Origin of the sequence: Planococcus circulans (assembly GCF_020023385.1) — a bacterium.
Lineage (GTDB): Bacteria > Bacillota > Bacilli > Bacillales_A > Planococcaceae > Planococcus.
In genome coordinates this window covers 1-24,932 of sequence record NZ_JAIQCL010000018.1, presented here as the reverse complement: position 1 = coordinate 24,932, position 24,932 = coordinate 1, and the positions used below count along the sequence as shown (strand labels likewise).

At 39.5% G+C, this 24,932-nt stretch carries 15 protein-coding genes; 12 read left to right on the top strand and 3 right to left on the bottom strand.

Annotated elements, in window-relative coordinates:
* Positions 1–158: 158 nt before the first annotated feature.
* On the bottom strand, positions 159–854 hold the full coding sequence (locus tag K8U60_RS18565; RefSeq protein WP_223643531.1) for a FadR/GntR family transcriptional regulator: 696 nt from the start codon (positions 852–854) through the stop codon (positions 159–161).
* A gap of 191 nt (positions 855–1,045) precedes the next feature.
* Between K8U60_RS18565 and K8U60_RS18560 the strand changes: the two genes are divergently transcribed.
* From K8U60_RS18560 to K8U60_RS18545, 4 genes are all read left to right on the top strand, one after another.
* Entirely contained in the window at positions 1,046–2,449 is a 1,404-nt protein-coding gene (locus K8U60_RS18560; protein WP_223643529.1) for an FAD-binding oxidoreductase, read from the top strand.
* Complete coding sequence (locus K8U60_RS18555) at positions 2,446–3,429, top strand: bile acid:sodium symporter family protein (RefSeq protein WP_223643527.1); 984 nt, start codon at positions 2,446–2,448, stop codon at positions 3,427–3,429. The genes K8U60_RS18560 and K8U60_RS18555 overlap by 4 nt, the downstream gene beginning before the upstream one ends.
* A gap of 527 nt (positions 3,430–3,956) precedes the next feature.
* Complete coding sequence (locus K8U60_RS18550; protein WP_223643525.1) at positions 3,957–4,853, top strand: acyl-ACP desaturase; 897 nt, start codon at positions 3,957–3,959, stop codon at positions 4,851–4,853.
* Between the two features lie 23 nt (positions 4,854–4,876).
* On the top strand, positions 4,877–5,131 hold the full coding sequence (locus tag K8U60_RS18545; RefSeq protein WP_223643523.1) for a hypothetical protein: 255 nt from the start codon (positions 4,877–4,879) through the stop codon (positions 5,129–5,131).
* A gap of 102 nt (positions 5,132–5,233) precedes the next feature.
* On the opposite strand, the gene K8U60_RS18540 is transcribed toward K8U60_RS18545, so the two are convergent.
* Both K8U60_RS18540 and K8U60_RS18535 read right to left on the bottom strand, forming a co-directional pair.
* Complete coding sequence (locus K8U60_RS18540) at positions 5,234–5,527, bottom strand: nucleotidyl transferase AbiEii/AbiGii toxin family protein (RefSeq protein WP_223643521.1); 294 nt, start codon at positions 5,525–5,527, stop codon at positions 5,234–5,236.
* A gap of 236 nt (positions 5,528–5,763) precedes the next feature.
* A complete protein-coding gene (locus tag K8U60_RS18535; protein ID WP_223643519.1) occupies positions 5,764–6,117 on the bottom strand; it encodes a type IV toxin-antitoxin system AbiEi family antitoxin domain-containing protein in 354 nt (117 codons plus the stop codon).
* Positions 6,118–6,425: 308 nt separating this feature from the next.
* On the opposite strand from K8U60_RS18535, the gene K8U60_RS18530 reads away from it, so the two are divergent.
* The 8 genes from K8U60_RS18530 to K8U60_RS18495 all read left to right on the top strand — a co-directional run bounded on the left by K8U60_RS18530 (position 6,426) and on the right by K8U60_RS18495 (position 24,460).
* Positions 6,426–10,769: an AAA domain-containing protein gene (locus tag K8U60_RS18530; protein ID WP_223643517.1), complete on the top strand. Its 4,344-nt coding sequence runs from the start codon at positions 6,426–6,428 to the stop codon at positions 10,767–10,769.
* Positions 10,770–11,012: 243 nt separating this feature from the next.
* A complete protein-coding gene (locus K8U60_RS18525; RefSeq protein ID WP_223643515.1) occupies positions 11,013–11,810 on the top strand; it encodes a BrxA family protein in 798 nt (265 codons plus the stop codon).
* Complete coding sequence (locus K8U60_RS18520; protein ID WP_223643513.1) at positions 11,794–12,342, top strand: hypothetical protein; 549 nt, start codon at positions 11,794–11,796, stop codon at positions 12,340–12,342. Before K8U60_RS18525 ends, K8U60_RS18520 begins: the two co-directional genes overlap by 17 nt.
* 10 nt (positions 12,343–12,352) lie before the next feature.
* Positions 12,353–15,976 carry a BREX system P-loop protein BrxC gene (gene brxC / locus K8U60_RS18515; protein WP_223643511.1) on the top strand — a complete coding sequence of 1,208 codons (3,624 nt, stop codon included), beginning with the start codon at positions 12,353–12,355 and terminating at the stop codon, positions 15,974–15,976.
* An 11-nt stretch (positions 15,977–15,987) separates the two neighbouring features.
* Positions 15,988–19,680 carry a BREX-1 system adenine-specific DNA-methyltransferase PglX gene (gene pglX, locus K8U60_RS18510; RefSeq protein WP_223643509.1) on the top strand — a complete coding sequence of 1,231 codons (3,693 nt, stop codon included), beginning with the start codon at positions 15,988–15,990 and terminating at the stop codon, positions 19,678–19,680.
* A gap of 12 nt (positions 19,681–19,692) precedes the next feature.
* Positions 19,693–21,930, top strand: coding sequence for a hypothetical protein (locus tag K8U60_RS18505; RefSeq protein ID WP_223643507.1), 2,238 nt, complete (start codon positions 19,693–19,695; stop codon positions 21,928–21,930).
* Positions 21,931–21,990: 60 nt separating this feature from the next.
* Positions 21,991–24,042, top strand: coding sequence for a protease Lon-related BREX system protein BrxL (brxL, locus tag K8U60_RS18500; protein WP_223643504.1), 2,052 nt, complete (start codon positions 21,991–21,993; stop codon positions 24,040–24,042).
* Between the two features lie 241 nt (positions 24,043–24,283).
* Positions 24,284–24,460 carry a hypothetical protein gene (locus K8U60_RS18495; protein WP_223643502.1) on the top strand — a complete coding sequence of 59 codons (177 nt, stop codon included), beginning with the start codon at positions 24,284–24,286 and terminating at the stop codon, positions 24,458–24,460.
* The last annotated feature ends 472 nt before the right edge of the window (positions 24,461–24,932 follow it).

Sequence of the window (24,932 nt, the reverse complement as noted above, 5' to 3'; positions counted from 1 at the left end):
CGCCTGAAGCGCAGGATCCGGTATAAACAGGATGAAATGTATATACATTCTTTAAATGACATCAATATTCTTTTATCTACAAGCTCAAGCGTCGATTTCACTAGAAATCGGCGCTTTTTTATATTGGATAGGATTGAGGGAGACATCTCAATCAAATATTAAGTAGCTCTATGCAGCTCCAATCGAATCCGGGAAATATGCTTCTCCATCAATTGCTTCGCTAAATCGCTGTTGCCGTCTGCTATGGCGAGGTAAATCTCTTCGTGCTCTTTGAGAGTATCCTGATGGCGGCCCTTATCAGTAAACCGCTGGCTGCGGGTTGCCCGGATATTTTCTTCCATCCGCTTGGCGAGGGTTTCCATCAAATCGATCAATAATTGGTTTTTGGTCGCATAGGCCACCTGCAGATGAAAATCCAAATCTGCCTGAACGCCCATTTCCGGATCGTCTACGGCTTCGGCCATTTGGGACAGCACATGTCTGATGGCTTCCAAATTTTCGGCAGTGGCCCGTTGTGCTGCGAGGGAAACGGCTTCGACTTCGAAAGCCCTCCGCAGTTCAAGCATTTCGTCGATCAACTGGGTATGGGTCTCGTCGATGTGGGTGCGAAGCTCAGTACCGAGCACATCCCGTTTGGACGGTGCAAGAAAGCTTCCGCCGCCTTGCCGGGTTTCGATGACGCCTTTACTTTCCAGGTCTTTCAACGCTTCTCTGACTGAATTTCGACTGACACCAAATAGACTGGCCAAGTCCCGTTCGGAAGGAAGCCGATCGCCGGGCTGTAAATTCTGTTCCAGGCAAATCATATTTATCTGTTCCACAATCAATTCATAAATTCGTTTCTTAGGATTCAAAAAGATTCTCTCCCCGCCTACTTGTTTTTAAGCTTTCCATTATCATACATAATATGTTCGCAAATGTCTGAAAATACACATTGTACTTTTCAGAGTATTATGTATAATTAGGTTAATTGGTTGGACCAATTTTACAGGAAAATTAATTTCATATTTTATTAGATCAAAAATCACTAAAGGAGCGATACAGCATGGCAATCGACAATCAAGAAAAGATCCTTGAAAGCTTAAAGGAACACTTGAAATTAGAGCAGATCAGCATAAATGAAACCGTTAAGGAATTGCATGGCAAAGACGAATCCTATCATAAAATGGAGCTGCCGGATATTGTCGTTTTCCCAGAAACCAAAGAACAGGTTTCTGAAATCATGAAGATTTCGACGCATTATCAGATTCCCGTCATCCCGTTCGGTCTCGGCTCCAGTTTAGAGGGACATGTCATCCCGCAAAACGGAGGCATCACCATCGATTTTTCATTGATGAACAAAGTGCTGGAGGTTTTTGAAGAGGACTTTCTCGTGACGGTGCAGCCTGGTGTGACACGGACCCAGCTGAATAAGGAATTGAAGAAGTACGGCTTGTTTTTCACTGTAGATCCTGGAGCGGATGCGACACTTGGCGGAATGGCCGCCACTAATGCCAGTGGCACCACGTCTGTTAAATACGGGGTTATGCGTGACCAAGTACGGGATTTGGAAGTGGTGTTGGCTGATGGGACCCTCATCCATACCGGAAACAAGGCAGCAAAATCCTCATCAGGCCTTCACTTGAATGGGTTGTTTGTCGGTTCAGAAGGAACGCTCGGCTGCTTTACTGAAATGACGCTTCGTGTTTATGGCATACCTGAATTTATTACTGCGGCCCGCGCGTCATTTCCAACGGTCAAAGATGCTGTCGAAGCCGTCGTATCGATTTTGCAGGCGGGCATTCCGATTGCCCGCGTTGAACTCGTAGATGAGCAATCCATGAAGCAAGTCAATAAATACAATGATACCGTTTATACGGAGGGGCCGACGCTGTTTATGGAGTTTCATGGCAATGAGGCGGGTTTGAGGCAGGACGTGGAATTCATGCAGGAGATCGTCCAAGGGCATGCGTGCGAAGAGGTGGCGTTTGAATCCGATACCGCAGCTCGCAACCGGCTATGGGAAGCACGCCACACCTTGGCCTATGCGTATATCCATGGGTATCCCGGCAAAAAAATGATGGTGACGGATGTCTGCCTGCCTATCTCTGAACTGGCAGGGGCAGTCAACCATGCACGTGAAAATCTGATGGCACTCGGTTTGCCGGGTGGCATCGTCGGGCACGTTGGCGACGGCAACTTCCATGCGCTCATCATGATGGATATGAACAACCCCGAAGAAGTGGCCAAAGCCCAGGAGTTCAATGAACGCATCGTAATCTATGCGCTTGAACGCGGCGGCACCTGCACCGGTGAACACGGTGTCGGCATCGGCAAGAAGAAATACCAGCAACAGGAACATGGAGCAGCGCTGGACGTCATGGAAAAAATAAAAGCGGCGCTGGATCCGAATAATTTATTGAATCCCGGAAAAAACATCAATGTGGACAAGAAGGAGACGCCTCAATGAAAATAATGCAGTCAATAAGTGCATTCGCTGGAAAATATTTTGCTTTTTGGGTCATCCTGATTGCGTTGCTGGCCTTTTTCTTCCCGGCAGCATTCCTGGGCTTCGGGAGCTATATTACGATTCTGCTGGGTGTCGTCATGTTCGGAATGGGCTTGACGCTGAAACCCGTCGATTTCAAAATCATCTTCAAAAGTCCGCTTCCAGTCGTCATCGGTGTGGCGGCACAGTTTTTGATCATGCCGCTTGTAGCATTCGGCATCGCCTATCTATTGAAACTGCCAGCTGAACTGGCGGCAGGCCTTGTGCTCCTTGGAAGCGTTCCAGGCGGGACGGCATCCAATGTCATGGTCTATCTGGCCAAAGGAAATCTGGCGCTATCCGTTGCGATGACCTCGTTATCGACCTTGATGGCACCTATCATGACGCCGCTTTTGCTATTGCTGCTGGCCGGTCAATGGCTTCCGGTAAACCCAGTGTCTATGTTCTTGTCGATCGTCCAAGTGATTATCATCCCGATTGCGCTGGGTATTCTGGTTCAACGATTTTTCCCGAAAGCAGTCGCCAAAAGCATTTCCATCGTACCGCTCATTTCCGTTGCCGCCATTTTGATCATTGTTTCAGCCGTCACAGCTGCCAATGCGCAAAATGTCATCAGTTCAGGCTTCATCGTATTCCTGGCCGTCTTTTTGCATAATGGCTTCGGCTTATTGCTGGGCTATCTGACAGCTATGGCGATGGGGCTCAACGAAACGGACCGCCGCGCCATCTCGCTCGAAGTGGGCATGCAGAATTCCGGCTTGGGCGTCGCCCTGGCCACAGCCCATTTCAGCCCGCTCGCCGCACTTCCAAGCGTCTGGGGTGCGATTTGGCATAATATTTCCGGACCTATTCTTGCGACGATTTGGTCGAAGAGGTCGGCTGATAAGAAGGAAACTGCTAAGGTGGATAGAGTTATTGAGGTTAAACCTTGGAAAGCTTGAGTCAATAGAGGTGAACTATAGATTAATCATAAGAATCATCATTTCATTCACCGCTTCGGTCGCCTAGCCCGTGGACGCGCCGGCGCTGAGGTGTTTCCTTTACTTGATTGGTAACGAAAGATCATCAGTTCAATTTATGTGAAAGCATTAGCCGTCCATATAATGGGCGGCTTTTCTTACGAAAGGATTCCCACTGTGTTATTATATTGTTTAGTAATTATTTATATAATGAATAGGGACTGGATTATGCGAATAATATGAAAGATATTTATTCGAACATAATTGCTCTATTGTCGAATCTGTTAAAGTCAGAAGACATTAGGAGCTAAGCCAGCGTCTATAAAAAAATTACTATAGGGATTTAGTTAAACAATAGACGAATGTCTAAATTTAATAAAAGTTAAAAAACCGAATTTGTGAAAAATTGATCTATCCTACTTGAAGGTTACACCAATGTTCTAAAATTATAATTTGTTAAAAAATTCAAAGGGTTTAAAGTTAGAAAAACACCTAAAGGAGAAAAGATAATGTTAAATTCAGATTTGGATATACGCTTAGAACCGCGCATTAAAGAATTATATCAATTACATAAGGAACGTTCTGCAAATATTGACTGGAGCTATCACGAATTTATTCCATGGGACAAGGCCATGTCCTTTAAACGAGTTCCTTGGGATGAGAGTCAAGTAACTCTTCCAGAAGGTGTAATTATTGCGGTAGAAACAGCATTACTTACAGAAGTAAATTTACCTTGGTATACTTCGCATTTGGATTATACATTTAAAAATTCAATGGAAGTAATAAATGATTTCGTACGCACTTGGACGGCTGAAGAAGACCAGCACTCTAACTTACTTGAAACGTATTTATTGGTGACACGAAACGTAGATCCCGTAAGATTGCATCAATTAAGAAAACGAGTAGTTGAAAGTGGTTGGTTTCCGGACTTCACTAATCCTCTAGCAACAATGGCCTATACTACTTTGCAAGAGTTAGCTACACTAGTCTTTTATAATAATGTAGCTAAGGTAGCGGGTGATTACGACAAAGATTTAGCAACATTACTTCGACGTGTAGCGAAAGACGAAGCACTTCATTATGCATTCTATCGCGACACAGTGAAAGCACATCTTGAACTTGATCCGAATTTCATTGTTTATTTTGAGAAGGTAATTATTAATTTCTCTATGCCAGGTGCCGTCATGCCAGACTTTAACGAGAGAATGAAAACCATTGCAATAGATACGAATTATGGACCCCTACAATACTTTGACCAAGTATTGGATGTCGTTATTAAATACTGGGATATTGCCAACTTGCAGCCTACTAGCGAAGAGGCCAAACAATCACAAGCGAATATATTGAAATATCATGGGCGCTTAAAAAGAATTAAAGATCGCCAACTAGAAAAAAATAAAAGGTAGATGTATGAAAGGGTTTTTTTATAATGAAAACAACTTGCGAATTATGTGGAAAAGAAACGAAAGATAAAGTAAGTTATTTGGAACTTGAAACGTGGGAATTTAATTTTTTAAAGAAAGAGAAAAAAGACTTTTACTCTATTTGTTTTAATTGTTTTGACAAACATACGAATAATTTCATTGACCAAGAAATGGATCTTGAGTTGAGAAAAAAACGTTCACTTTTGGTGAATAGAGAGATTCAAGAAGAAATCGAGGCTATTCTTGAAATCGAAAATTAATTACTCAACTATAGTTATTGAGCCTAAGTTGAAAGCATATGGCAATAAAAAGAAAGCTGACTATCTACATACAGTAGGTAATCAGCTTCTTTTTTTATTCAACTAGGCTTTTTCAGTGGCCTCCACGATACCCAGGAATGCTTTTTCAATCGCGTCCTGGTTCATGGGGTATCCCTGCATGGTTGCATCAAGGTCCACTGTGGAACGCAAATCAACACCAATAATGGAAGCTATGAGAACTCCGCCTTTTAGAACAAAGTGTTTGCTAAAATCCGAATGAGCGATCCGCTCAAGTAATCGTTCAAATATGTAGTTTCGGAGAAGAAGCTGCGCACTGATTCCTCTTTGTTTGGACATGTTTTTAATGAGGTCTTTCACTTGTCTGGAACTTTTCATAGCAGAATCTCCACATATATTCGAATCGGGGTAGAGACCCGGAACTGTTCAGCATAGTGCAGCAGCTGGGGGACGTTCTTTTCTTTCCGTGCTAAATAGAGCTTCATGCTGTCGTTCAGTAGATCTGCATCCACCTTGTTCCGCTGTCTGTATATGTCACACAACGTGCGTTCTGCGTTATAGAGACGAATCGGCCGGCCGTATACTGTAGAGATTTCAGTTACTCCAAGCTCATGCTATTCTTTTTTCACCGAATAAACCTGCAAACCGCCATCTGTGAGAAGTCGATTGTGATAGCCTACCGGTACCGTAACGGAATATGTGATAGGGTCCCGATCCGTCAAATCATGTAGGTACAAAGCTGTTTCATGAGAAAAGATCAATTGAGGGCTCCGCGCCTGGAGCATGTAAAGATCATCTTCAAATGTCTCCGGAGATACATATATCCCGTGACTGACACGTTCAATCAGCCCTTGACGAGCCAATAACGTTAAATAATATCGTGGAATACCAGCTGCTTCAGCATCGCGAGTCAGGACGAGTCCATTCTGTTTGGTAATCAAGTCAAGGAGTTGAGTCGTATAGGACATGACTTACAGCGGAATTCAATAAACAAGTGCTTGAGCTGCACCCCAGTGGAAAAAGCTGACCGGATATCATCCAGGAATATGACCTGGCGATTTCTACCCTCAATCGATGGATTGCCCAATCCCATCAAACTGGCTCGTTCACTGAGAAGAATAACCAAAGCCCCTTGTGCATGGTATCTTGTCTATCACTTAAAATGTTGGTAGGATTAGGAATAAAAGAAAAATAATATTACTAATATTATCATTAGATTGATAGTGAAAGAATATGTGATTCGTTTGATCAAATATAGATAAGAGAGGTGTATTCAATGGAACCAATTACAGCTACAGAAAAAGCCAAGAACTTTTTTGAATACATGCTGGCGTTAAATAATCTGGTAGGAAAAGTGATCCGTAATTACGCGGATTTCGAGAAGAATTGGCAACTTGAAGAATTGGAGAAGTTGGAGGGCTGTTTTACTTTCGGAGATTGTCATAACAGTGAAAACCTTGTGGAAATTCATAGACCCCTTATTACAAAGGCAGATTTGACACCGCCTTCACCAAAGCCAGTTTTTAAAGATTGGCTTAATTTTGATCCGAAAAAAGAGACGGCTTTTCCTTCTTATGAAACGATAAAAATGAAAGAATCAGCAAATGGCGAGTCACAGAAAGAATTCTTCATCGATGATGCTACCCGTTTAAGCAGTTTTGAACAATGGGTGCCAGAGTGGAAAGAATGGGCCGTTAAACTGAAAAACAAAAAACGGACTTTAGAGAAATATGAAGAGTTTTTTGAGTTGATATCGCGTTTTGAAAAAGAAGGGGAAAATCTGGAGTTTGTTTATGGCACTGGTCTTTTTACATGGAATCATCCGGATCCAAAAATAGGGATTATCCGTTCGCCTCTATTATCAAGCAAAGTTGAGTTGGACTTGGATGCGATTAAAGGGGTTATTTCCATAAAGCTCGTTGATCAGGAAACAATGGTCGAGCGGGAACTCTTTTCTGGAATTTCGATTCCCAACATCAATCCGATCAATCAATTATGGAAAGAAGTGCAGACACGAGACATTACTGAAGACTTCACCGATTTCTTTACACAATTTATCCAAACCTTCGATGCAAACGGGAAGTATGTCTCAGGTTCCACTTCGAAAGCTCCTGGCGAGCACCCTGTAATTTTCAACCATCATATGCTTTCCCTGAGAATTAAAAATGCACGTGTATTGCGCGATGACTTGACTCATATCATCGACGGCATTTCCACGGGTGAATTGGAATTGTCGGACACGGTTGCTTCAATAATCGGAGAACCAATCAAGCACAATTTGCCGGATGGACCTGAACTTTCATCAGACAATGGAAAGCTTGAAGACAACAACCTCTATTTTCCGCTTGAGTCAAATGAACAGCAAAAAGCCATCATTCAAAGAGTTTCCCGGCATCAAGGAGTAACCGTACAGGGGCCGCCTGGTACTGGGAAAACCCATACCATTGCAAACCTGGTTTCCCACTTTTTATCCGAAGGGAAAAAGATCCTGATCACGAGCCAGAAAGAAAGTCCGTTAAAAGTATTGAAAAACAAAATCCCAAAAGAAATCCGCGATTTGTGTGTACCGGTTCTGGGCGGTGGACGGGAATCCCTGCAGGAGATCGAACAATCCATCCGGGTGATCGGCGAAAAGCTTGGTGAATTAGATGTTCCAAGACTGGAAAAAGAAATTGAACGGGATAAAGAAGCACTGAACAGTAGCAAGCGGGAAGAAGCCCGTTTGAAAAACCTGCTTAAAGAATATGCTGAAAAAGAAGGGACAGTCCTCCAATACAAAGGAGAAAAACTGTTTAAATACGATGTAGCCAAACGTCTTTCCCAATCAGATGTTAGTTACCGCTGGATTCAGGACAATGTTTCAATCAATGCAGATTTTCCACTGAACGCCGTAGATTTTAAAGAGTTATGGCAGTTGAAATGCGACATAGCTAAAGACGAACTTCATTTGCAAAACCAATCTCTTCCTTTAATAGAAACTGATCTTAAGAACGCTCTTTCTTTTGAAGCCTTCATGGAAATCGAAGACAACTTAAGCCTATCCAATAAAGAAGGCGAAGCCGTTTTACAAAAATATCAGCTGCCAGTGGATGAAAAGGAAATCAAAGAACTGCAAAAAGACTTGAATGAACTCCTCAACATGTCATCCGTGCTGGAAAACCAAGTTTATCAGTCCATGCTGGAGGATTGCCGGGCTGGTGGGCACCGTGAAGAGCGGTGGCGGACATTGTCAGAAAAACTGGGTGGAGCCGTAGACCGCTTATTTGCATCGCATCATATTTTGGTTACTCATAAAATCAATTTGCCTGAAAAGAGCAATGAGGCGATCATAAACGATTTAACTATTGCAAAAGAGCCTCTTCAAAATGGCAAGAAACCAAACTTCCTGTTCTTTCTCGTAAAAGGAAAACAAGCTAAATATTTATTTGAAGATCCCGTTTTAAATGGACAATCTATAAAGACTCTGGAAGATATCGGGATTTTGGATATGTACTTGGAGTATGAGTGGGTAAAAAAAGAAGCAGCCCGTTTGCTGAACGGTAATATGGAAGACATCGGCCATACCGGAATCGATGAAACAGAAAAACGTTTTCCGCATCTGCTGGAAGAACGCCTGAAAGAATTGCAATTGGTGTTGAAAGCAGTTGATAGAGCTCAAACTCTAAGAGGGAAGATTACTCCTTTTGGGATGGGTGATGCTGATCTTTACTCGATTGGAGAAATTCAGCAATTGAACAAAGACCTTGCAGCGGTACTCAAGCGGTTAGAATACTTGAAATGGGAAGCTCAATATAAACAGGACCTGGCTCGATTGAGGGAGTTAAGTGCTAAAGCCACCATGCATCCGATAAGCCAGAATTTTGTCCAAGCTTATCAGGAGAAAGACCATTTAAAATGGGTCCAGTTATTAAGCAAGCTAGAAAGTTTGATGCAGAACAAAGCAAAAGTGAATCGTTTCTACAAACTGCTGGAAGAGTTCAATCAAACACTACCTCTGACAGGCAAGCTGCTGGAAATGTCAGTGGGATCAGAAATCGAGTTTCCCGAAAATCATCTAGCCGCATTCGAGCTGAAGAAACTACAGTCCTGGCTTGATGAAACGAAAGATACCAATACGACTTTGCTGAAGAAGCAACTGGAAGATGAACATGTAGAACAAAAGCGTTTGATCCGTGAGATTGTCAGTGCCTCTACTTGGAAGAACCAAGTCAACCGCATTACCGATGAAGAAAAAAGAGCCTTATCTGCTTGGAAAACCTATATCAAACGCTTCGGCAAAGGCAGCGGGAAATCTGCTCAGCGCAACCTGCAAGGTGCCCGGGAAGAAATGAAGACCGCACAAAGTGCGATTCCTGTTTGGATCATGCCAATCAGCCAAGTACTCGAAAACTTCCCAGTCACCAATGAGAAATTCGATGTCATCATCTTTGATGAAAGCAGCCAATGTGATTTGTTTGCCATCAATGTGTTATTGCGAGGCAAGAAAATTGTGGTAGTCGGTGACGATGAACAGATCAGCCCGCAATCGATCGGCACCAAACAAGATGACGTACTGGAACTGGTGCGTCGTCACTTGAAAGGCATACCGAACGCTGACCTTTTCGATGGCAACTTGTCGTTATATGAAATTGCTGAACAGACTTTCCCGAAAGAAGGGAAACTGATGCTGCGGGAACATTTCCGTTGCGTGCCTGAAATCATTCAGTTCTCCAATGACATGAGTTACGGCGGAGAAATGATCCCGTTGCGCCTGCCGCTTGATGAAGACAAAATCGATCCCCCGGTACTGGCCATTAAAGTCAAAGATGGCTACATTGAAGACCGGAAAGATGTCAATGAAGGCGAAATCGATGCAATCGTCGCTGATATGGCCGAAATGGTCATGGATCCCAAATTAAAAGGACAGTCATTCGGTGTCATCACGCTGTTGGGACAAGACCAGCACAAACTGATGGAATCCCGGATACGCCAGGAAATTGGCGACCGTGAGTTTGTCGAACGCAAAATCATCTGCGGCAATCCATATACACTGCAAGGCGACGAGCGAGACATCATCTTCCTGTCGATGGTGACAGCTCCGAACCGGAGATTTATGCCTTTGACAAAAACTTCAGACAAGCAAAGGTTCAACGTAGCTGCCAGCCGGGCGAAAAACCAAATGAGGTTGTACCACTCAGTGGACTTAGAAGAATTGAATTCCATGGATTTGCGTTATAACTTACTAAGCTATTGCCAAAATCCAACCCGTGTAAATACAGAAGTACAGAACTTGGTGGAATTATGCGATTCGCCTTTCGAAGTCGACGTTCTTCGCATGATCTTGGCAAAAGGCTATAAAGTGACGCCACAGGTCAAAGTCGGCCAATACCGAATCGATCTGGTCATTGAAGGTCTTCGTGACCGATTAGCCGTTGAATGTGACGGAGAAAAATGGCACGGCCCTGAAAAATTCGAAGAAGACATGAGACGCCAGGAATCCCTGGAACGTTCAGGATGGAAATTCTGGAGAGTCCGCGGTAGGGAGTTTTACTTTGATAAGCCGAAAGCATTGGAGAGTCTTTGGGTGCAGTTGAATGGGCTTGGGATAGAGCCTGTGAGAGATTATCAGGTAGTAAAATAAGAGAATGCATTAGAGCAGCCTTTGGTAAATATACTAAAGGCTACTTTATTTTATCGTGTGTCATGTAAAGAATTATTAGCACATACTGTATTTGGTCAATATAAACACGTGTTATGGATAAAATGATACAATATTGGGAGATCAATCTACTAATATTAGAATACTATTAAGTATATTAAAAATAAATAATGAATAGTTTTTTGTATTACTTCGGACAAAACAGTAAAGGATGTATACTATTAAATGGAAAGATTAAACAATTTAGGAGAAATTAACTACAATACCGCAATAAATGTTATTGGCGGTCTCAAAGATTGTAATGTTATTTTTAAGGCAATAGATTCTCATTTTAGTCAATTCGATTCGTTAACAGATCTCGTCAATCAGCGGAATGAATTTAATCTACGTACTGAAAGAAGTCGCACAAGGATTGAGCGAGAGGTAAGAAAGGCATTTTTGCAGTTCGAGAATGATGACCACCAAGAGCTTATTCAAGGGATATTTAGTGAACGTGTTCCATTACGTGATAAAGAATTGGTTCTGGTTTGGCAATTTTCTTTAAACAACATATTGTTCAGAGAAATCACCTCAAAAGTATTTGTGAAAACTTACTTGTCTGGGAGAGCTAGTATCTCAAAGGAGGATATAACTGCCTACTTAAAAGAGTTTCTTTTACAAAATGATGCACTACAAATCGAGTGGTCAGAAAGCACAATTAACACGCTCTCCACCAAATATCTCAATTTAATGAGTAAACTGGGCTTTCTAAGCACAGGCAGGGTTAAGTCTTTTATCCATGTAAGACCCTCTTCAGAAGCCCAAATACTCTTTCTTTATTTTGCAAAGTTGTTTCCTGCAAGTAGTAATAATATTTTGCTTAACGAGCTACTACCTCTTAGTTTTATCCCTCAAGAAGATATACAAGACCGTCTAAAGAAGTTATCTTTAAAAGGGTTTTTTAATATGAACTATAATGGTGTCTCTTTGAACATCGAACTAATTCATAGCTATAAAGGAGTATGTGATGTCTTATATAACTGATCATCAGCGGAAATTTGCAGATTTGAAGATTCATTTAGAAAATCAAGATCAGCTTCGCCGACGAGCAAATGGCGGGAATAGTATATTGTTCTCTTATCCTCCAAATGAAGAACGGCAGTATATCGAAAAAGCGGCTGAACTTTACGCTGAAAAGGCTGAGTTTATTGATGTAAGTAAGCTTTTAGTTCAGGTCATTGATGAGGAAGGCTGGGATTCTTTCAAAGAATATTATAATGACTTTAAGAATACTCCCCATCTAATCTTTCGTTCAGATGATCCTACAATTGATTTATATGATTTTATCATTAATGAAATTGAGAAAACTTGTAAAAACAATAAGATTCCATTTCTTATTAGGACTGGCTGTCTCTATGGTACCGGGATCGAAAACGTAAATATCATGGAGAATAAGGCTGTTATGAATCTGCCACAGCCTCTAGTAATCTTTTATCCATCAAAAATTGAAAACGACAACATCTATTTTTTGAACTTTAAACATGCATCGAAATATCGTTGTATATTGATTGATTAAGGAGACCATTATGACAAAATTAAACGAAATTTTAAGTCTAAACCTGCAAGAAGATATAAAAAATGTAATTGATCTGGAAGATCGATCCGAAATGGAAATTCAGCAAGAAATTGAATCCTATATTGTGACGGAAGGAATTGGCCGACATCTGTATAGTTTTACTAACCAATTCACTTCAAATATAAAAGAAACCGGGGTATGGTTGTCCGGCTTTTACGGTTCAGGTAAATCTTACTTCGGTAAGATGTTAGGATATATAATCGATAATCAAGTTATAAATGGAACGCCTGCCAGAGAACGATTTATCCCACGTTTGAAAGGTGTTAAGGATGAAAGTCTCATTGAAAACTCTATTCGAAATCTTGAGGCAATTAATAGTAGAGTTATTTTCCTTGACGTAGCAAAACAAAATACGGAAAAGGGCCTAGCATTTACGCTTTTTGCAAACTTCCTTAAAAACCTAGGTTTTCGTGACGACATATACGGTTACATAGAGTTTGATTTGTATATAGACGGTCAACTTGATGAATTTAAAAATAAAGTTAAATTGTCAGAGGGGCAAGAGTGGGATGTAGTGAAAACCAGCAATCGCCTAGTTGCTAAGGTAATGCGAAATGTTTTTGCAGAAATGGGGTATAGCAATGCTGACTATACAGAAACGCATCAAGTTTACAGTGATGCTATCGAGAATTTCTCAGCTAGCAAATTTAAAGTAGAGCTTGAGAAATACTTGAAGTACAAGCCGGAGGAGACTCTTGTATTTATCTTTGATGAAGCTAGCGAGGCAATTAGCCAGAAGAAATTTACTTTATTGGATCTGGAGGGTATTAGTGAATCTCTTTCAAGTATTGGTAATGGTGTTTGGACCATTGCTATTGCTCAGGAGAAACTCGATGATGTCATTAATAATGCCAACGTAAACCGAAGCCAGTTGACCAAGGTAACAGACCGTTTCAAAACTAAAATCCATCTTGAATCAACAGAAGTTGATGTCATTATTAGAAGTCGTCTTCTTCATAAAACAGAAGTTGGATATCAACAGCTCGTGGATTTTTATAAGAAAAATGAAGGACTAATATCTGACGCAACCAATCTAAAATCTTCATTTCCAACTAAAACAGCAAACGCGGACGAGTTTGCAACTTATTATCCTTTCCATAAATATCAATTCGATCTTCTTCAAAAATTTCTATTTAGCTCAAATGCATTGGTAGCAACCCAGATCGCAGCTCGTGGAATGATCATAACGACTTTCGATATTCTTCGAAAACAAATGCGAGATCAGGAACTATTTAGTTTTACGCCAGCATTTGCTATTTGTAATGAAGCGCAAACTGCCCCGCCTATTGGGCTGGTAAATAAGTACGATATTGCTAAAAGGGTATTGAATGATCGTGTCGACTCAATAAACGGTGAAAAGTTGTTGAAAACGATTCATTTATTGGCTGATTCCGAAATAATCTCCCCGACAGTCGAGAATATCACCAAAAGTTATATTTCCGATATTACCTCTTATTATGCAGTCAAGCCTTTCGTTAAAGAGGCACTCGATTTGCTCCTTGAAGCAAAAGTTCTGCTTCTCTCAACCAACAACTATAAAATTACATCAGATCTTGAAGGTAAGCTTCTGGAAGAAATGAATGACTTCGATGTTGAGCTATATACTAAGAAGCGTTCTTTAATCAACCTTATAAAGAATTATAAGTTGTTTACACCTGTTGCTAATTTAAATGACGGTTCAGACAATTTTAAATTCAGTGTTTTTTCTGATCAAGAAGATGAGCTTACTCCCTCCGGTAGTAAGCATCTGAAACTGACAGTATATAGTCTATTCAACATTGGTGAGAATCGTCAGGATTTTATTGAGGATCTTAAACTGGAAACCCAGAATCAAAAAAATATGATCACACTAGTGCCAGATAATAAAGAGTTTTTACTTATTGATAAACTTATCGAAGAGCTGAGTAAGTACATTTACATGGAAGAAAAGTATTCCAATGAATCTGACCCTAATAAGCGCCTGATAATGCGTGATTTCTCTATTATCCGCGAGGAAAAAGAAAGAGAGCTTCGAGTAAAGATTGAGAATGCATATAGTGAAGGTTCTTTGATTTATTTGTTTGACGAGCATCTACTCAATGCTAACAGTTTCAAAGTTATAATTGCAGAAATCCAGCGTAAAATGATAAAAAATATTTACACTAAAAGACTGCGTACTGGGTTGTCGGAAGCGCTAGTTTCCAAAATCTTCACTAGTCGTAAGGAAGGATTAAACCGACTATTTACCAGCGATGACTTTAAATTTTTTGATAGTCACGGTAATTTTACGGGTGAACATTTGAAGGTAGTAGAAGAGATTAGCGCGATTATAAAAACCCGGTTTGTAGATGGACGTTCGCTGGAGGCAGAGCTCTCGGAAGCACCATGGGGATATTCTTTTGGAACGATTGTAAGCACCATGGCCGTCCTGTTTCGTGCAGGTCGCTTGTCTATAAAATTCAATGGTGAAACCTGGTTTTCGTATAATCAAAATGGTATTCAAGAAGCCTTTACCAATGCTACTAAATTTAAGTCGGCTTCATTTAAGTCTATTACCGCAACACTTACAGCTGCTCAAAAAAATCAAGTCGTTCAGATATTAATGGACTTAGAAATTGATTCCCACACAGGTCAAAAGATTGACTGGAGTACAAGCGACTTCGATCTAGCTGACAGTATTAGAAACATGGCAGAAATTTTTATTAAAGCAATTTCAAATTTAAATGATACTGTGGATAGATTCGGATCATTATTCCCAACTGTAACTGAACAGAAACAAATTTTACTCAGTTATTCTGGGAAGGTCACTGAAAGCAATTATATTGAAAAGGTTGAATATTTTCTTGCAAATAACGAAGAGTTCTCGATATCTATTCAGACTATTCAGAAATCCAGAAAATTTATCAAGAAAAACTTATCGAAAGTTAAAGATTATGAACGTTTTATCAAGGATGTTTCCAGCGAGCTCAAAAAGGCAGATCGATCCGACAAAACTATCCAGGAGGCTCATGATGAATTTATTCGTCTTTACAAACAGGATATGGTCAAGAACTTTGGCAACTTGCAGCAACAGGTACAAATTGTAAAAGACAGCTACTACAAATTAGTTAAAAATGCTGCTGCAGGAATGAGTCATGAATATCAGCTTCTAAATGGAAAAGTAGATTCGGTGATTAGAACGCTGGATGGGTATCCAATTGAGCTCAACACTCATAATCATAAAAAGCTAAATGAGCTTAAGCGCTACTGTTCAGAGAGAATTATCAATGAGCCAGTACTTGAGTATTCAATTAGTTGTAAAAACTGCGGGTACTCGCTTGCGGATATACTGAACTATACAGCACTATCTTCAACCAAGGCGAACGAGTTGCTAATTATTCAAAACAGTTTTGTTGTAGAAGCTCCTAAGCCCGAACCGACAGAGGATGATGATCAGCCACCTGCGCCTCAGAAACCACGAAAAGTTCGTTTTGAAGTACCCAAGAAAATTATGACCGTTCAAGAATACAAATCTCTCCTTACAGCTCAGTTAGCTTTTTTGGCTGCTGCTAGACCTGATGAAGAGATTGAAATTGATATAGAAACTAATGGATAGGATGTTAGCAAATGAAACTACCTGAGCACGTAGATAAGCTCCGAGATCTCATCGAGGCGTCTTTTGAAAAATATATCGCCCGACTCGGTATTGGAAAAACCAAGCTGTTAAACATTGAAAAAGTACCCACAGAAGTTAGAACTAGAAGACTGCGTTTCGAGGAAATGCTCCAAAATTATATTGGCGAAACAGGAAGCTACGAATATGCGCGTGAAAAACTCATTGACGAACTAACTTTTACATTATTTAATCGTATGGCTGCAATTAAAGTCATGGAAGCTGCTACCTTATTCCCGCCAGTAGTAACGAAGAAACCTGAGCAAGGTGATCGTTCATTTGGCCATAAAGCTTGGTTAGAAATGAATCCACACATGCGTTCTGAAGAGCTGGAAGGGATACGTGAATATTTTAAGTATGCGTTTAATGAGCTGGGAAAAACTCTGCCACTATACAGCAAAGATTATCCGTATGCTTTATTACCTGATGCAATTAGTCTTAATGAGATCATCGATAACTTTAATGATGTGGAAAAAGATTCTCAGGTGGGCATCGGTATTTGGCAAAGTGATGATGTACTTGGCTGGATGTACGAAAGCTACAACAATATCAAGAAACAAGCTCATAAAGACAGCGGTGATAAAACTGAATATCACCTAGTTTCCTTGCAGTCACAGGTCTATACGCCGCGATGGGTCGTACAGTTTTTGGTGGAAAACTCTGTTGGAAAGCTTTATCTGGAAATGTATCCGGATTCAGAAATCAAACGACGTTATAAAATTGCCAACGCTCCCATTGTCCAAGAGCGTAAACCAAAACCTTTGCATGAGATAAAGTTGATTGATCCAGCATGTGGGTCGGGAAATTTCCTGCTGTATGCCTTTGACTTTTTCTACGAACTATATATAGATCAGATTGAAAACTTTGGAGCCGATTATGAAGAAAGGGATATTTCAAAACTAATTATTGAAAACAATTTGCATGGAATTGATTTAGATGACCGGGCAGTCCAACTGGCTCAACTTGGACTATTTATCAAAGCGAAGAAAAAACGCAGGTCTATTGGTGAACTAACCTTTAATGTAGTTTCCACCGACTTTTATCTGCCAGATTATGAAGAAGTAGAACATATATTCAACGAAGGGAATAAATTAGACAGTAACCAGCAAAAACTTATGATTGAAATTTGGTCTGACCTTCAGTTTGCCTACAAATTCGGTTCATTAATTCGATTAGATGAAAAACTTAAATCTAGAATTCAAGAGCTTCAAAATCAAATTGATGCTGGTGAATATACCTTATTTACATCTGCCTTTATAGAAGAGGAAAAAGCTTTTGCTACAACATTCTTCACTAATTTAAAAACTGCAGTTGAGCAATATGCACAGGACGAAGGAAATACCTTCATGACAAGTAAAACAAGAGATGCAATTACTTTTCTTGAATTACTTACTACCGAGTATGATGTGGCAACTGCGAACCCGCCATACACTGACGCTTCTGACTTCGGTCCAGAACTGAAAGTATTTACTGAAGAAAATTATAAAAAACCATATAAATTTAACACTAATTTATATGCAACTTTTATTAAACGATGTTATGAGTTGACTGGACCAGAGGGGAAAATAGCTATGATCCATCCCCATACCTTTATGTTTATTAAAACCTTCGAGGATGTCCGTAAATTTATGATCCAAAAATGCCACATAGATATAATGGTCGATTTCGGATTGGATCGTGTGAACCTCTTTGGTCCAGGCATTTTATTGGATGCAACATTTTATGTTTTAAGTAAAGGAGAAAGTAACAAAGTGGGGTTGTATTTAAACCTCTCGACCAATCTTCAAGAAAGGCTAAAAAAAGATAAGCTACATGAAATTATGAATGATTGCATTGATGGTAAATCAAATGACCGTGTATATTCTCTTGAACAGACTAAGTTGAAAATTATCAAGTCTTGGCCTTTTATATACTGGATTTCTGATGATTTTCGGGAAAAATTTGGTACATCTTCATTAGATCAAAATGCAGAAATAATATCAGGAATTAAAACAGGTAATAATAATGCCTCATTAAGGTATTGGTGGGAAATAAATCAACAGAGTATTTTTGATGGGGAAAATGAAGTTCAGTGGGTAATGTACACAAAAGGAGGACGATTTAGAAAATGGGGAGGTAATAATTGGCTTTGTGTTAACTTAGAAAACGATGCTCACTATATTAGACAACAAAGTAGCTTTAACCTCGTTTCTGAAAAGTATTGGAAGAGGGATGGTTTGAGTTATTCAGGTAGTGGGTCGAAAGGCATTTCATTTAGATTTAAGCCAAAGAATTATTTGTTTGATATGGGTGCGTCAGCTGTTTTTCCAAAAGTTGATGTTTACTATGCCCTGGCAGTCCTAAATTCTAAACTTGTATTTTATATAACTGACTGTTTGAATCCTACCGTTAACAAGCAACCAAATGATGTAAAAAGAATTCCGCTTCCTACTCCAAACGAAGGTGAAGTACATAGTCTTTGCAAATTATCGAAGGTAAATGTTGATATTTACAATGCAATTGACAATTTCAGTATAATCGAACCAAGCTATAGTACATCTCCATTTTTATATAAGAGTTCGATAAATGAGATCAAAAATAGACTTCGAGAATTCTTCAACTATGAAAATCATCTCCTTAGTCAGGTTCTTATTAATGAAGCTATTATTGATGAAAAAATATTTGAAACCTACAACCTAACTGAACATGATAAAGTCATGGTCTTAGCCAAAGAAGGTGAAAGTATTGGTTCACTCCCAATAACATCTGACGCTCGAGAAGCCTATTTATCCGAAACAGAAGCGACCAAAGAATTCCAACTTGATGCAATCCATGATTTTATAGTGACACTTCCAATTAAAGAATTAAATCCCGAAGAGATAGAGAACATTGAAAAAGGCCTCCTGACTTTATACCAGAATAATAATAGTCTAGAGGAATTTTGTATTCGTCATAAGATCAATCCTATAAATGTATGGTACTTATATAAACAAAATACTATAATTCCAAAGCAACGAATGCGTACTTTGGCGATAGAGTTTTTGGCTGATATAATAAAAGAAATTCTTATGGAAGATGATGACGGTATTATTCCGTTAGTACCTAATTCCGGTGAAAAGGTGCTATTAGATCGCATAGAAGAAAAGTTTAGTGAGAAAGGATTTAGTCAGGCACAGTACTCTAGTTTTGACACTGTCCTCGGTCGGCCACTAAAAGAATATCTGAATAAGATTTACTTTGCAGAGCTATCCGATCACCTAAACTTGTTTATGTATTTACCAAAAACACCCTTTATCTGGCATCTATCCAGCGGTCCGGAGCAGGGTTTTGATTGCTATATTATAATTTACAAATGGAGTCGTGATAAATTAATGCGCATTCGTTCTGTCTATATTGAACATCGAGAACGTTCATTGATCAATCGTAAAAGTGATCTTGATGGTAATGATAGTGCTGAAGCTCAAAACGAAAAAGATCGCATCTTCCGACAGCTTATAGAAATTGAAGCATTCAAAGTTAAAATCGATGAACTACTTGCTGAAGGATATAGTCCTATATTGGATGATGGCGTCGGTAAGAATATTGCTCCATTGCAGAAAAAAGGAATGATTCCTTATGATGTACTAAATGCAGGCCAACTTAAAAAGTATCTTAATGCTGATTGGTAGGGAGAGCTGACTGTGATTGATATATGGTTTAAAAAGGATCTACTGAAAACATACGACCATCATTCAGTAGCGGTTTTCATCGATGAATCTGGCGATGCTGAGTTTTTACTTAGGACTCTTGGAAGTGAGTATACCGTCTTTCATGCAAACTCCGAGTTGGAAGAGTTGCATGTGAAGTATCTCATTGAGAAGGCGCAGCCTAGTCTTGAAAAGTTTATAATCTATACTCGCTCAAAAAAAAGCGATCTTAAATTTGTCCGTGAATATTGTGAAACTTGCGGATGTTTGGAGATCCGATACTTACAGAATTATGTCAAAGAGAAAGTGCATCAGATCTTAAATTTAAATATTAATCTTCCAGCGGAAGAGTTAATTTCCGCTGCTAAAGTTAGCATCGGTAAAGATCGCACTTACTGGATGGACTTGAGCCACAAGGGTGCATCAGAAATTTTTGATCTGAACAAAGAGCTTTTGCCCTTTGTTCATGATCCGGAGACCTATTCTAGAGAGAAATACGATACACAACTTCAGGAAACATTTTACCGTAAAGTCAATGAGCTTCTTGAACAGGATTATTTATATAAGCCTGCTAATACACTCGCCTATGAAGTAGTAAAGGCTATGCTTGATGGTTTAGCCAGAGGGAACTGTAATAAGAAACTCGAGGCTGTTTACAAAAATTGGCTTGATTCAGTATCTTACAGGGATTCATTTAGCGCTTATCTTGAAAGTTATAAATTGCCGTTAGATATAGATATCTGGAATGTCAGTATTCAGCATCCATTTCGCCAAATTGATGAAAAATGGTTAGATGAAATTGGTGAAAACATGTCGGACAAAGCTTCAATCCCAAAGACTATTGCTAAATTGCGTCAGCGCGATCAAAACAAGCAGGCACAGGCTCTTGGTATTGTCTTTTGGAATGACGTAATTACGCTTTTGGAGTTTGATCCCAAAGATATTACATATCTAAGTTCGTTTAGCGAGTGTGTCGAATTTTATAAGAAAAACTTCTTCAAACTAGATACGGCTATACGTAATTTGTATACGGAGTTCTTAAATAAAAAAGAACTCCTAGAACCATTCCAGGAACTATACAAGGAGCATGTTTCTGTTTTTCTGGACAAGTGGTTCGAAAACTGGAACAGTTATGAAGAAAATCAGACAGGTACACTGCAAAGAATTATAGATGAAGCCGGTGGTTCTAAAACCGCTGTAATTGTAGGAGATGGCGTTGCTTACGAAATTGCTGAACTAGTGGCTGCGAAAGTAAAAGGTCCTGCAAATCTCAAAGCCGAATCAATTATCGCTGATATACCAACCGAAACAGAAAATAACATGAGTCGTATTTACATGGATAACGGTGTTACGGAAGCTATTCAGAAAAACCGCGAAAAATATCTCGTTACCAAGAATCCAGGTGCCACAATTGACTTTATTAAACTTGACGAAGTAAACGAAGAGGCAAGGATAGGACAATTTCTTATTTGCACTTATAAGGATATTGATGACATGGGAGAGAAGCTTCAACAGAGAGCGCTAAAATATTTCCCAGAAACGATCGTTTTCTTTGCTGAAAAGATTTCACTACTACTATCTAGTGGTTATGACAAGGTTTACCTAATATCAGATCATGGCTTTGTTCTTACGGGAGTATTGAGTGAAGCTGATAAGATTTCCATATCTCCAATAGGAGTTTTTGAAAAAGCGGAACGCTATATTCGAATAGAAAATAAACAACCGGATTTAAATCAATCAATGATTGAGGCTAAAAAGAGTTATAAGCAATTCGAGTATCTTTACTTTTCAAAAAATATAAATCCTTTTAAGACGCCAGGTTTATACGGATTTTCTCATGGTGGCTTGTCACCCCAAGAAGTAATCACTCCCTATTTCTGCTGGGAACGCTCCGGCTCTAATATCGGATCACTGCCTGTTAGTTTTACTAATAAAGAAGATCTAAAAGATGTCACCGGCGAATTGTTTTCAATCAAAATTCAAGCAGAGAAAGGTGCTTTAGATCTTTTTTCGTTGGAGCGAAAGGTTTATCTAGTTTTCTTCGCAAACAAATTGCAGGTGAACAGGAGCGATATATTCACTATTCAACAGAATGATCTAATTACCAAGGAATATGCATTCGATGGTAAGTCAGAAATTGAAGTCCACCTTTTAGATGCTTCCACAAAACAACAACTTGACCTGGCCGTTGTTAAACAAAATAAAGACAGAGATTTAGGTGGACTATTCTAATTCTGAGAACAGATTTTTTAAAAGATAACGAAAAAAGTGAATGTTGAGGGGAGCCATTTTATGGCAGTTTTAAATGACTTGGATGTAAAACTTCTGGAACATTTTAGAGGGTATGTAGTAAAGAAAGACCTTGTCCATTCTGTAAAGGTTGGAGCTAATGTGCCAGTATTTGTGCTTGAATATTTAATTGCCAACTCTTGTTCTACTGATAATGAAGAACAGATCCGCATCGGTATGGAGAATGTTAAAAGGGTACTCAGTGAGCATTATGTTAATCCGGAAGAAAGTTCATTAATTCATTCCAAGATTCGAGAGAGAGGTCGTTACAAAATTATCGACAAGATCTCAGTGGAACTGGATTCCAAAAAGGATATCTATTGGGCAAAACTTCAAAACAGTAATATTAAAAATGGGAATATAAGCGATGATTTAGTAAAGCAACATGAAAAGATGCTGATGGGAGGCATCTGGGCGATAATCGATGTGGCATATGATCCGAATATCAGATTCGGACAAAATATTTTTCCGTTTGTAATAACAGAAATCAAACCTATCCAGCTGTCCAGTTTTGACAATACTAAAATCATCAACAAACGCAAGGAATTTACAAAAAGTGAGTGGCTTGAAATTCTCTTAAGAAGCTGCGGATATGAACCAAACGCAGAAGGGGTTTCGGATCGAATCAAAATGCTGTTGTTGTCTAGATTGCTTCCGATGGTGGAATCGAATTTTAATTTCATTGAATTGGGACCACGTTCAACAGGAAAGTCCTTTGTCTATAAAGAACTTACCCCCTATGCAGTGTTGATATCTGGGGGGCAAGGAACAGTAGCTAAACTCTTTGTACACGGTTCTACCGGAAAAGTTGGTGCAGTGGGTCAGTGGGATGCAATCTGCTTTGATGAGGCTACCGATAAAATCTTTAAGGAACGAGATGCTGTTCCCTTGATGAAGGACTACATGGAGTCTGGATCTTTCTCACGGGCAGGCGCTGGTGGAGAAATTACTGGAGCCGCTTCAATTATTCTTAATGGTAATATAAATCAGCCAGTTGAAACAGTTCTGCAGACTTCGCACTTGTTCAGTCCTCTTTCAGATGAGGTCAATAGTGACACCGCATTTCTAGATCGTATTCACTTTTATCTTCCTGGCTGGGAAATGATTAAATTTTCACCAAAGCATTTTACATCCAGCTTCGGCTTTAGTACTGATTATTTTTCTGAATCTCTAAAATCAATGCGACGTGTATCTTACACCGATGCACTTGAAAAATATTATTCACTTGGAGCACATCTAAAACAGCGGGATACCAAACCGGTGAAGAAGACAGTATCTGGCTTAATAAAGCTTATGCACCCGAATGGTGAATATACGAAAGAAGATATAAAAGAGTATTTGGAAATTGCTCTTGAAATGCGTCGACGCGTTAAAGAACAATTGAAGCGAATCGGGGGTATGGAATTTTGGGACACAAATTTTTCTTACATTGACAAGGAAACCCAAGAAGAGTTTTTTGTCGGATTGCCCGAAGAAAAAGGTTCACATCTTATCGAGAACACGCCGCTTCCGCCGGGAGTTTGTTATACAAGTACCAGTGATGGCGATAACGTGACGTTAGTAAGGATTGAAACTGTGGCAGTAGCAGGATCTGGAAAGTTAAATATTACTGGGGTAAATAATATGGCTGTGAAAGAAAATATTAAAAATACCTACCAGTACATAAAGGCTAATGAGAAAACGATTCTTAGTGACAAACATTCGCTAATTAATTATGATATTACTATTCAGGCAACCAATCTTTTGGGATCTACAATTTCCTCGGGTATTGGAGCGGCAGTTTATGTTGCAATCGTATCAGCACTTTATAAAAAGAATTTGAAGGCTGGCCTTGCAGTCCTTGGCAATATCTCTGTGGGTGGTGCGATAGAAAGGGTAATCAACTTTGCTGATAAAGTTACTATGCTATCGGAGAACGGCGCTAAGAGTGTAATTGTTCCAATGGATAATCTCAATGAGCTTTCAAACGTGCCTCCAATTGTCCTTGGGAACACCGACGTGCCGTTCTACCAAAACAATCAAATGCTGATGCAAAAAGCTTTACTGCTAGACTGAATAAGTGTTTTTCTGCTATAAATGGACTAAAACCAAAATGCTAGGCACTTGAAAAGTGTGCATTTTGGTTTTTAAAAATAATTCATGAAATTGTAGGATAGGTAATTCCTAATTAAAATTATCGCTTCTCTTAATTAAGGGATCAAGGCAAGAGAATTTGCAACTGCTTGATATATACAAGCTCCAAAACCAAGATGTAAGCGCTTTCGATAATTTCGATATCAAAACGAAGGATTATCTGATGCATATCAATGATCTTCAAGGAATCGGACTTACCGATGAACTGGCCATCGCGGAATTGATCGGCCTTTGTTCCGGCGCACTCGATAAACCGGTCCAGAAAAGCACCATCGTCATTGGGAATATGACCGTTGGCGGAACGATTGCGAAAGTAGAAGAATTCGCCAATGTATTGTAGGTATGTGTAGATGCAGGAGCCAAGAAAGTCTTAATCCCGGCTGCATCGGTCATGGACTTGCAGACGGTACCATCGGACTTGTTGGTGAAAGTGCAGCCGGTGTTTTATTCAGATTCAGTGGATGCGGTTTATAAGGCTTTGGGGGTGAATTAACATAATGAGACATTTAGCATATTAGCTATATGTCTTTTTATTTAGTTGACTCTTAGACAAAGGCGTTTTTTATCCGTTCAACTTATTTGAAGAGCTGGAATTTTCGAAAGGGTAAAGGTGTTTTTTAGAAATCATCTGGTTCTTACCTCTAGTTTTTAATTTTATGTGTCTATAATCTGCCAATGGTAGTAAAAAAAGAACTGTTTCTTAAATTCAGACAAAACCAATCCTTTTAAGTGATAAGTGTGAATTTATCTAATGTACGGTAATAAGGTTAATGTTATTGACGCCTGATTTTGTCTAGAAATTGACGGTTCTT

Coding starts and splice junctions, on each gene's coding strand:
- K8U60_RS18550 (WP_223643525.1), top strand. CDS start 3,957: ATGTTAAATTCAGATTTGGATATACGCTTAGAACCGCGCATTAAAGAA.
- K8U60_RS18555 (WP_223643527.1), top strand. CDS start 2,446: ATGAAAATAATGCAGTCAATAAGTGCATTCGCTGGAAAATATTTTGCT.
- K8U60_RS18495 (WP_223643502.1), top strand. CDS start 24,284: ATGCATATCAATGATCTTCAAGGAATCGGACTTACCGATGAACTGGCC.
- K8U60_RS18545 (WP_223643523.1), top strand. CDS start 4,877: ATGAAAACAACTTGCGAATTATGTGGAAAAGAAACGAAAGATAAAGTA.
- K8U60_RS18525 (WP_223643515.1), top strand. CDS start 11,013: ATGGAAAGATTAAACAATTTAGGAGAAATTAACTACAATACCGCAATA.
- K8U60_RS18540 (WP_223643521.1), bottom strand. CDS start 5,527: ATGAAAAGTTCCAGACAAGTGAAAGACCTCATTAAAAACATGTCCAAA.
- K8U60_RS18530 (WP_223643517.1), top strand. CDS start 6,426: ATGGAACCAATTACAGCTACAGAAAAAGCCAAGAACTTTTTTGAATAC.
- K8U60_RS18560 (WP_223643529.1), top strand. CDS start 1,046: ATGGCAATCGACAATCAAGAAAAGATCCTTGAAAGCTTAAAGGAACAC.
- brxC (WP_223643511.1), top strand. CDS start 12,353: ATGACAAAATTAAACGAAATTTTAAGTCTAAACCTGCAAGAAGATATA.
- K8U60_RS18535 (WP_223643519.1), bottom strand. CDS start 6,117: ATGTCCTATACGACTCAACTCCTTGACTTGATTACCAAACAGAATGGA.
- K8U60_RS18520 (WP_223643513.1), top strand. CDS start 11,794: ATGTCTTATATAACTGATCATCAGCGGAAATTTGCAGATTTGAAGATT.
- pglX (WP_223643509.1), top strand. CDS start 15,988: ATGAAACTACCTGAGCACGTAGATAAGCTCCGAGATCTCATCGAGGCG.
- brxL (WP_223643504.1), top strand. CDS start 21,991: ATGGCAGTTTTAAATGACTTGGATGTAAAACTTCTGGAACATTTTAGA.